We start from the raw sequence: 8,785 nt of genomic DNA, 5'->3' as shown, positions 1-8,785 counted from the left end.
ATCACCCATCTCCGCGGCCCGACGCGTCGAATCCACAATGTCGGTGAACAACACCGTCGCCAAAACCCGATCATCGGTGACCTCAGTCTGCTCGCCGGTCAGAAATTCGGCGATGTAACGGAAGGAATCACGCCACGGTTCCACGAAGTGGTACATGTTGCGGCCCGGCAGTTCAACGTATTTGGCGCCCGATATCTGGTCGGCGACGTCCCTGCCCATGGCGGGTGTGATCATCGGGTCCTCGCTGTGCTGCACGACGAGGGTGGGCACGCGGACGGTCGAAAGCACCGGCCGCACATCCATATCGGCCACCAGGGGGAGCATGAGGGCGACTGTCCACGGGCTTGCGGCCAGTCGTTCTTCGCGTGCCCACGCCGCCCGGATCTCTTCGTTCCACGGCATGTCCGGATTGAGCACATGGTTGAACTCACCCGTGCCCCACATCCCCGTCATGGCGTCGAGCACTTCCCTGGGATCCAGCCCCGTGCGTTCCGAAAGCGGGACCGCATAACTTTCGAGCAAGACCAGTGCGCTGGTACGGGACGGATGTGTCGCGGCGAACAGCGCCGCTGGCGCCAACGCTCCGTCGATCGCGACAAGGACCGCCTCGGGGCTGCCGAGATCGTCCAATACCGCGGTGATGCTGTCGGCCCATTGCTCCAAGGTCGGCAGCGCACCCGGTGTGACCGGGTCCGACACTCCGGTGCCCAGCTGGTCGAAGAAGATCAGCCGGCCAAGTGATGACATCGCCTCAACCCAGCCCTGAATGGACGGTAGCTCCGGGAAATGCTCGCAGCAGGTGAACCAGTTTGGGACGAACACTATGTCGCGTGGACCTGCGCTCGACGCGCGATAGGCGACGCGTAAGTCCCCGTTTAGCGCATAGCGCGTCTCCGAGAACATTGCGGAAGTCTAGCCGCCCAGAGACTTCTTCTAGGTGGGCCAAGAACTCGCGGTGCTCCGGAAGTTGGCATTCGGCGGACCGCAGAAGTCCGAGTTGGTTCCGGCCAGCAGGACGAAATAGCCCTCGCCGCGGCGGGTATCGCTGTACGGCGGGTAGCTCCACCCGCTGTTGCACATGGACGTCGGCGTGCCCACCGTGGCCCGGCGCCAACTGTTCTTCGCGCACGCCTTCAGCGCTTCGACGTCCTTGACGCTGCTCTTGGCGATCACCAACATTCCGCCGCCCCATTGCCCGTCGTTGCGGCGGTAGGCACGCGCACCGAATCCCGCATTGTTCGTCTGACACCCGAGCGCCCGCTGCAGCGGCTGGAAAACGGTCGCGAGGTCGCGGTTGGTGAGACCCGCTGCGGCAGTGATGAATCCAGCGGCATCGTTACCGTCGACCTCTTGCACGTTGGCATCGTGGAAACTGAACAGCTGTTGCCCGATGGCGGCATTGGCGCCGCCACCGACGACCGGGCCGCTGCCGGTGGACGGCATCGGCGGCAACTCACCGGCGGGGTCGGCACCGGCGACGGGTGCCAGGGCGACCGATAACCCAACGGCAATGACCAGCCTTGCAATTACTTTCACCGGTTACCTCCGATTCCGAACATCACCCATCTTCTTGTACGCGTCGGCCGTCAGCAACCGCCAGAGGGCGCTACCGGAAGGCGGCTACGCCGGTGAACGCTTGGCCGAGGACCAACTGGTGCATCTCCGGGGTTCCTTCGTAGGTGAGCACCGACTCCAAATTGACCATGTGCCGGATGACCGGGTATTCCAGCGATATGCCGTTGCCGCCCAATATGGTTCGCGCGGTGCGACAGATCTCTATCGCCTCCCGGGTGTTGTTGAGCTTGCCGAAGCTGACCTGGTCCGGACGCAGGCCAACCCCGTCCTTGAGGCGGCCCAGATGCAGCGACAGCAATTGGCCCTTGTGCAACTCGACGGCCATGTCGACTAGCTTGGCCTGAGTCAGTTGGAAGCCGGCGATCGGGCGGCCGAACTGAGTGCGTTGCGTCGCGTATTCGAGCGCGGACTGCCAGGCTGAGCGTGCCGCGCCCATCGATCCCCAGATGATTCCGTAGCGTGCCTCCGACAGACACGCCAGCGGCCCCTTCAGGCCGGTGGCCCCGGGCAGCAGAGCATCGGCGGGCAAGCGGACGTCGTCGAGCACCAATTCGCTGGTGATTGAGGCCCGCAGCGACAGCTTGTGGTGGATCGTGTTTGCCGTGAAACCGGGGGTCTCGGTCGGCACGATGAACCCCCGGATCCCCTCGTCCGTCGCGGCCCACACCACAGCCAGGTCGGCGATCGATCCATTGGTGATCCACATCTTGCGTCCGTTGAGCACCCAGTCCGACCCGTCGCGCCTGGCCCGCGTCTTCATCGCGGCCGGGTCGGATCCGACGTCGGGCTCGGTCAGCCCGAAGCAACCAATGAGCTCGCCCGCCGACATGCCGGGCAACCACCGCTGCTTCTGCTCCTCGGAGCCGTTATTCCAGATCGCGAACATCGCCAGCGAGCCCTGCACCGACACCAGCGACCGGATGCCGGAATCGGCGGCTTCGAGCTCCAGGCACGCCAGGCCATAGTGCACGGCGGACGCGCCGCCGCATCCATAGCCGTGCAGATGCATGCCCAGCAGCCCCAGTGCACCGAACTGCTTGGCCAAATCGCGCGCCACCGGCAGGTCGCCGTCCTCGAACCACTGGCCCACATACGGGATCACCTGCTCGGCGCAGAATGCCCGCACGGTGTCGCGCACGGCGATCTCGTCGTCGGACAACGACGCTTCCAGACCGAGTGGGTCGTAGGGATCGAAGGCGGGCAGTGTTGAGTTACTTGCAGCGGTGCTCATGCCTCAATCCTGCCCTTGCCCGGTAGTCTCGCTGCATGCAACCACGGCGGGGGCCGGCCTGGCTGGGCTGGCTGGTAACCGATGTCGTGGCCGTTCTGGTGTTTTGCGCGCTGGGACGCCGCAGCCACGACGAAGGCGTCACGGCCAGCGGCCTCGCGACGACGGCCTGGCCGTTTCTGACCGGTACGGCGGTGGGCTGGCTCTTGTCGCGGGGCTGGCGCCGGCCGACGGCGGTGGCGCCGACCGGGGTGATCGTGTGGGTATCGACCGTGCTGGTCGGCATGCTGTTGCGGAAAGCGAGTTCGGCCAGCGTGGCGGTGGCGTTCATCGCGGTGGCGTCGACGGTGACAGCGGTGTTCCTGCTCGGCTGGCGCGCGGCGGTCGAACTGGCCGCGCGGCGACGTTCGGACGGCTGAAAGGTCCGCCGGTTTGGTACGCGAGGACGGCGACACCTGGGATCTGGCTACCGGCGTCGGCATGACGGCCACCTTCGGCGCGGTCGCCAGGGCGGTTGGCACCAATAAGGGCCTGCTTGACGATCCCTTTGCCGAACCGTTAGTGCGGGCGGCCGGCGTGGATTTCTTCATCCGGGTCATCGAGGACGACCGTTATGCGACCGACGGCGGCGACGATCCCACGATGACGGGCATGATAAATGTCCTCGCCGTGCACGGTCGGTTCCTGGACGAGCTGCTGACCAGCGCTGCGCGGGCCGGTATCCGGCAGGTGGTGAACCTGGGATGCGGCCTGGACACTCGGGCGTTTCGGTTGTGGTGGCCGCCCGGGATGAGGTTCTACGAGATCGATCGGTCGACGGTGGTGGACTTCAAGGAGCAAGTGCTGCACCAGGTCGGCGCCAAGCTGACCGCGCACCGGTTCGCGCTCGGCGTCGATCTCCGGGGCGACTGGTTGACAGCGTTGCGTCGAGTCGGATTCGACCCGGCCCAGCGCACCGTCTGGGTCGCCGAGAACCTGCTCGTCGGGTACCTGCCGCCGGATGCGCAGGATCGGCTACTGCGCGACATCACCTCGATGAGCGCGCCCGGCAGCTGGTTTGCCGCCGATCACCTGCCGTGGACCCCGGAGCAGCTGGAGGAGGGACGGGCCTTTATCGACGCCTGGCGCGAGCAGGGGCTGGACATCGACCTGACCAAAATCACCTACGAAGCCGAATTCCGTTCGGTCTCTGAATATTTGGCGGCGCACGGGTGGCAGGCCACCGACCGGACGCTGGTTGACCTACTGACCGTCACCGGGTTGGGCGGCCGGCGGCCGGTCAGTTCGCACGACATGGCGATCACGCCTCGATTCGTCACCGCGACCCTGGCCGCAAGAGCTGACGGGAACGGGTTACGTGACAGCCGCTAACCGGGATCGGCTGCGCTTCGTCCCGACGGCATTGCAGGATCCACTGGCTGCGCCCCTACTCGTGGCGCTGGCCGACGAGTACGCGGAGCGCTACGGCGGCGAGCCGGCCAGGTATCTGGCGTGGCTCGTCGACGGCCCGGACGGTGAGTTCGCCGAGCCGCACGGGGGTATGTTGATCGGTGTCGTCGACGGGGAGCCGGTGACCGGCGGCGCATTCTGCCGATTCGACGCCGAGACGGCCGAGCTCAAGCGGATATGGACCCACCGTGACCACCGCCGTCGCGGCTATGCAACGGCGCTCCTGGCGGCACTGGAATCGCAGATCGCTGCCCGCGGTTACACCAGGGTGTACCTGATAACCGGTGATCGTCAGCCCGAAGCCGAAGAGCTCTACCAGGCCACCGGCTATACGCGGCTGGCCGAACCGCTGCCCGCCCGCGGCCCCGTGTTCCCGGTGGCTTTCCTGAAAACCCTGGCACAGGAACGGACATGACGTTTCATCTGGGCGTGGCCCTCGACGGGTATGGCTGGCACACCCACGCATGGGCGCTGACGGCCGAGACCCGCTCGGTGCTCAGCGGAAACTACTGGGCCGATCTGGCGGTCACCGCCGAACGCGGGCTGCTGGACTTCCTCACCATCGACGACTCCCTGATGCCGCAGATTGGTCGCAGCTCCCGGATACATCCGGACCGACTGACCGGGCGTGGGGACGCGGTGCTGACCGCCGCACGTATCGCGCCGCTCACCCGGCATATCGGGCTGATCCCGGTGGCCACGGTCACTCATACCGAACCCTTCCATGTCTCCAAAGCCATTGCCACGCTTGACTTCGTATCGCACGGCCGAGCGGGCTGGCAGCCCCGCGTCAGCGGCACCGCTCACGAGGCGGCCCTGTTCGGGCGCCGGACGGTCAACCCCGCCGAATTGTTCGACGAGGCGGTCGAATTCGTCGACGTGGTGCGCAGGTTGTGGGACAGCTGGGAGGACGACGCGGTGATTCGCGACGTCGCCACCGGACGATACATCGACCGGGACAAGCTCCACTATATCGATTTCGCCGGAAAGTACTTCTGCGTCAAGGGGCCGTCCATCACGCCGCGGCCGCCGCAAGGTCAACCGGTGGTGGCCGCCCTCGCCCACGCCACACCCGTCTATTACTTTGCAGCCGAAACCTCTGACCTGGTTTTCGTCACGCCCGCCGACGAAGCCGGTGCGAGCGACATCCTCGGCGAAGTGCGCGGCATCAGCCAGCACCTGAAAGTGTTTGCCGACATTGTGGTTTCGTTCCACGGGCAGGACGACTTCCGCTCCGACACCTGGGTATGGACCGGCACCCCGACCGAACTGGTGGACCTGCTGCTTGGCTGGCAGCGCGTCGGCTTCGACGGGGCGCGTCTGCGTCCGGCCGTGCACGCCACCGATCTTCCGGTGATCGCCGACGAGGTTGTGCCGCTGTTGCAACGTGTCGGCCAATTCCGTACCCGGTACCGAGAATCCGAGACGCTGCGCGAGCGGCTCGAATTGCCGTTGGCACCCAATCGATATGTGGCGGTGAACCGATGATCCCGTTGTCAATCCTGGACCTGGCGCCCATCAGCGCCGGCAGCGACGCGCCCACCGCGTTGCGTAACACCATTGATCTGGCGCAGCGGGCCGAGCAGTGGGGCTTCAAACGCTACTGGGTGGCCGAGCATCACTTCGTCGGCGTCGCCAGTTCGTCACCGGCGGTGCTGATCGGCCAGATCGCCGCCGCCACCAACCGAATTCGGGTCGGCGCGGCCGCGGTCCAGCTGGGCTACACCACCGCAATTGCCGTCGTCGAGAACTTCGGCATGCTCGACGCCTTCTACCCTGGGCGGATCGATCTGGGCGTGGGCCGGTCTGGACAGCGCCGTTCAGACGAGCGCAAACCTAAGCCGCCCAGAGACCCCCGCCCGCCGCGACAATGGCATGAGGTCGACGGAGTGGTGGTGCCAACCCCGTTCGATCTGCGCGGGTTGCTCGACCTCGAACGGCTACAGGCCACCATGGCCATCCTGCAGCAACCCGAGGCGATCTCGCCGGACTTCAACGAACAGGTGCGTGACATCCTCGCCTTCCTTGAGGGCACCTACCACGCGGGGGAGTTCGACGTCCACGCGGTACCGGGCGAGCATTCGGGCTTGCGGCCGTGGGTCTTTGGCAGCAGCCGGGGACAAAGCGCCCGGGTGGCCGGCGCGCTGGGACTGCCCTTTGTCGCCAGCTACCACATCACCCCCGCTACGGCGCTGGAAGCCGTCGAAGCGTACCGGCAAAACTTCGTGCCGTCGGCCGCTTTGGAGCGCCCCTACGTGGTGGTCTCGGCCGACATCGTGGTGGCCGACGATACCGCCACCGCCCAGCGCCTTGCCGCAGGCTACGGGCACTGGGTCTACTCGATCCGAACCGGCGTCGGCGCAATGCCCTATCCCGACCCCGATGGGTGCGGACCGCTCACCGAAGAACAGCTCGCTGTGGTAAAAGACCGCATCGCAACGCAATTCGTCGGCAACCCCGACGAGGTCGCCGAACGTCTGCAGGCCCTGCAACGGATCACCGGTGCCGACGAACTCGTCGTCACCTCGGTCACTCACCGCCACGAGGACCGCCTGCGATCGCATGAACTGATTGCCCGGAGGTGGGGGATAACCCCGTGAGTCGCAAGCCTATTCACCTGGCGGCTCACTTCCCCGGCGTCAACAACACGACGGTGTGGACCGACCCCACCGCCGGCAGCCAGATCGAGTTCGACTCCTTCGTCCACCTCACCCGCGCGGCCGAACGCGGGTTGTTCGATTTTTTGTTCCTCGCCGAAGGCCTGCGGCTGCGCGAGCACCGCGGGCGCATCCATGACCTGGATGTCGTCGGCCGGCCGGACACCTTTACCGTGCTGGCGGCGCTGGCCGCAGTCACCGACCGGATCGGTCTCACCGGGACCATCAACACCACCTTCAACGAACCGTTCGAAGTGGCAAGGCAATTCGCCACGCTCGACCACCTGTCGGAAGGGCGCGCCGGCTGGAACATCGTCACCTCGTCGGATGCGTTCACCGGCGCGAACTTCCGGCGCGGCGGCTTCCTACAGCATGCCGACCGCTACCGGCGGGCCGAGGAATTCGTCACCGTCGCGCGGAAATTCTGGGACAGTTGGGCACCCGACGCCGTCGTTGCCGACCGCAGCACCCGCGTCTATGTCAATCCGGAGGGCATCCGCAGTGTTGACCACTCCGGCGAACAATTCGACGTGCGCGGCTTCGCGACGCTACCCACTGGGCCACAGGGCCACCCGGTACTGCTCCAAGCCGGCGACTCTGACGAGGGCCGCGCGTTCGGTGCTCGGTATGCCGACGCGTTGTTCACCCTGCACGGGTCGTTGGAGGACGGCCGCCGGTACTACGCCGACGTCAAGGGCCGTGTGCGGGCGGCCGGCCGAGATCCCGAACAGGTCAAGGTTTTTCCCGCCGCGACGTTTGTGCTGGGGGACACCGACGAGGAGGCCCAGGACAAGGCGCGCCACGTCCGTTATCAGCAGGTCAGCGGCGCGACCGCGATCACGATGCTCGAGCAGGTGTGGGGTCGCGAGCTCACCGGCTTCGATCCCGACGGCCCGCTGCCCGATTTCGACCCGGTCGTCGACAGCGACATCACCCAGGGCCGGGTCCGCCACGGCGATCCGGTCGCGGTGGCCCGGCGTTTCCGGGAACGCGCCGAGGCGGAGGGGCTATCGATCCGCGAGTTGGTCATCGCGGTGACCAGCAGGCAGCAGTTCGTCGGCACCGCCGCCCACATCGCCGATGAGATGGACCGCTACATCCAGGCCGACGCCTGCGACGGGTTCATCCTGGTTCCGCACCTCACGCCCCACGGCCTCGATGAGTTCGTCGACCGGGTGGTGCCGCTACTACAGGAGCGGGGCGCGTACCGCACCGAGTACACCGGCGCGACGCTGCGCGAGCACCTGGGCCTGGTGAGCTAGCGGGCTTTCTTCAGGGCCGCCTCGGTCGCTTCGCGGATGGGCCCGCGCCACAAGGGACCATGCCCCGGCGCCAGGATCTCGGTGTCCAGCAGCGCCAGCGCCGACAGTGTGCGGATGCAGTCCTCCTGGCTGTGGCTGAAGATCGCCGGCAGCAGTTGCGGCCCGTCGTGGCGGATCAGCGGATGTCCGGTGACCAGGGCGTCGCCGCTGGCGAGCACGCCGTCGACCAGATACGAGCAATGCCCATGGGTGTGCCCGGGACTGAAAACTGGCCTCGGACGCCCAGGCAGGCTGGCCGCGATGTCCGGGGTCAACGGCTGCGCGGTCGGAATTCCGTCACGGACAAGCCCGCCGCTGCGCACCACGTGAGCGGTCCACACCGCCCAGCGAGGACGCCAGAGCCGAAGTGCGAGATCGGCCACCGACACCTGTTCCAGGTATTCGCGCTTGGCGTGGCCCACCTCCTCGGCGTGGCAGTACACCGGTGTGCCGTGCTCGCGGGCGAACCAGATTGCGGTGCCGAAGTGGTCGATATGGGCGTGCGTGAGCACGATCGCGCGCAGGTCCGCGGGACCGAAGCCCAGCTTGCGCAGCGAGTTCAGCACCTCCTCGCG

At 66.6% G+C, this 8,785-nt stretch carries 10 protein-coding genes; 6 read left to right on the top strand and 4 right to left on the bottom strand.

The genetic code is table 11. The features are described from left to right. From A9X01_RS19215 to A9X01_RS19205, 3 genes are all read right to left on the bottom strand, one after another. Positions 1 to 903, bottom strand: a 903-nt coding sequence (locus tag A9X01_RS19215; protein WP_065122275.1) for an alpha/beta fold hydrolase, incomplete at its 3' end; no start/stop codon positions are given. A 30-nt stretch (positions 904 to 933) separates the two neighbouring features. Beyond that, positions 934 to 1,536, bottom strand: a complete 603-nt coding sequence (locus tag A9X01_RS19210) for a hypothetical protein (protein WP_065122274.1) — start codon at positions 1,534 to 1,536, stop codon at positions 934 to 936. Between the two features lie 70 nt (positions 1,537 to 1,606). Next, positions 1,607 to 2,806, bottom strand: a complete 1,200-nt coding sequence (locus tag A9X01_RS19205; protein WP_065122273.1) for an acyl-CoA dehydrogenase — start codon at positions 2,804 to 2,806, stop codon at positions 1,607 to 1,609. 35 nt (positions 2,807 to 2,841) lie between these two features. Here A9X01_RS19205 and A9X01_RS19200 point away from each other — a divergent pair, with 35 nt between their 5' ends. The 6 genes from A9X01_RS19200 (at position 2,842) to A9X01_RS19175 (ending at position 8,171) form a co-directional block, all read left to right on the top strand. Then, a complete protein-coding gene (locus A9X01_RS19200) occupies positions 2,842 to 3,222 on the top strand; it encodes a DUF3054 domain-containing protein (RefSeq protein WP_065034458.1) in 381 nt (126 codons plus the stop codon). 61 nt (positions 3,223 to 3,283) lie between these two features. Further along, positions 3,284 to 4,174: a class I SAM-dependent methyltransferase gene (locus A9X01_RS19195; RefSeq protein ID WP_081282471.1), complete on the top strand. Its 891-nt coding sequence runs from the start codon at positions 3,284 to 3,286 to the stop codon at positions 4,172 to 4,174. Further along, positions 4,161 to 4,667: a GNAT family N-acetyltransferase gene (locus A9X01_RS19190; RefSeq protein WP_065122271.1), complete on the top strand. Its 507-nt coding sequence runs from the start codon at positions 4,161 to 4,163 to the stop codon at positions 4,665 to 4,667. Before A9X01_RS19195 ends, A9X01_RS19190 begins: the two co-directional genes overlap by 14 nt. Continuing rightward, positions 4,664 to 5,740: an LLM class flavin-dependent oxidoreductase gene (locus tag A9X01_RS19185; RefSeq protein ID WP_065122270.1), complete on the top strand. Its 1,077-nt coding sequence runs from the start codon at positions 4,664 to 4,666 to the stop codon at positions 5,738 to 5,740. The genes A9X01_RS19190 and A9X01_RS19185 overlap by 4 nt, the downstream gene beginning before the upstream one ends. After that, positions 5,737 to 6,852 carry an LLM class flavin-dependent oxidoreductase gene (locus tag A9X01_RS19180; protein WP_065122269.1) on the top strand — a complete coding sequence of 372 codons (1,116 nt, stop codon included), beginning with the start codon at positions 5,737 to 5,739 and terminating at the stop codon, positions 6,850 to 6,852. Before A9X01_RS19185 ends, A9X01_RS19180 begins: the two co-directional genes overlap by 4 nt. Next, positions 6,849 to 8,171 (top strand): NtaA/DmoA family FMN-dependent monooxygenase, encoded by a 1,323-nt coding sequence (locus A9X01_RS19175; RefSeq protein ID WP_065122268.1) that lies wholly within the window; start codon positions 6,849 to 6,851, stop codon positions 8,169 to 8,171. The genes A9X01_RS19180 and A9X01_RS19175 overlap by 4 nt, the downstream gene beginning before the upstream one ends. On the opposite strand, the gene A9X01_RS19170 is transcribed toward A9X01_RS19175, so the two are convergent. Continuing rightward, positions 8,168 to 8,785, bottom strand: a 618-nt coding sequence (locus A9X01_RS19170; protein ID WP_065122267.1) for an MBL fold metallo-hydrolase, incomplete at its 5' end; no start/stop codon positions are given. The two genes, A9X01_RS19175 and A9X01_RS19170, sit on opposite strands and share 4 nt — an antisense overlap.

The organism is Mycobacterium asiaticum (assembly GCF_001668675.1).
Classification (GTDB): domain Bacteria; phylum Actinomycetota; class Actinomycetes; order Mycobacteriales; family Mycobacteriaceae; genus Mycobacterium; species Mycobacterium asiaticum_D.
Note: the sequence above shows the minus strand (reverse complement) of the source record. Positions and strands in the feature narration are given on the sequence as shown.

Coding starts and splice junctions, on each gene's coding strand:
- A9X01_RS19205 (WP_065122273.1), bottom strand. CDS start 2,806: ATGAGCACCGCTGCAAGTAACTCAACACTGCCCGCCTTCGATCCCTAC.
- A9X01_RS19200 (WP_065034458.1), top strand. CDS start 2,842: ATGCAACCACGGCGGGGGCCGGCCTGGCTGGGCTGGCTGGTAACCGAT.
- A9X01_RS19195 (WP_081282471.1), top strand. CDS start 3,284: ATGACGGCCACCTTCGGCGCGGTCGCCAGGGCGGTTGGCACCAATAAG.
- A9X01_RS19185 (WP_065122270.1), top strand. CDS start 4,664: ATGACGTTTCATCTGGGCGTGGCCCTCGACGGGTATGGCTGGCACACC.
- A9X01_RS19180 (WP_065122269.1), top strand. CDS start 5,737: ATGATCCCGTTGTCAATCCTGGACCTGGCGCCCATCAGCGCCGGCAGC.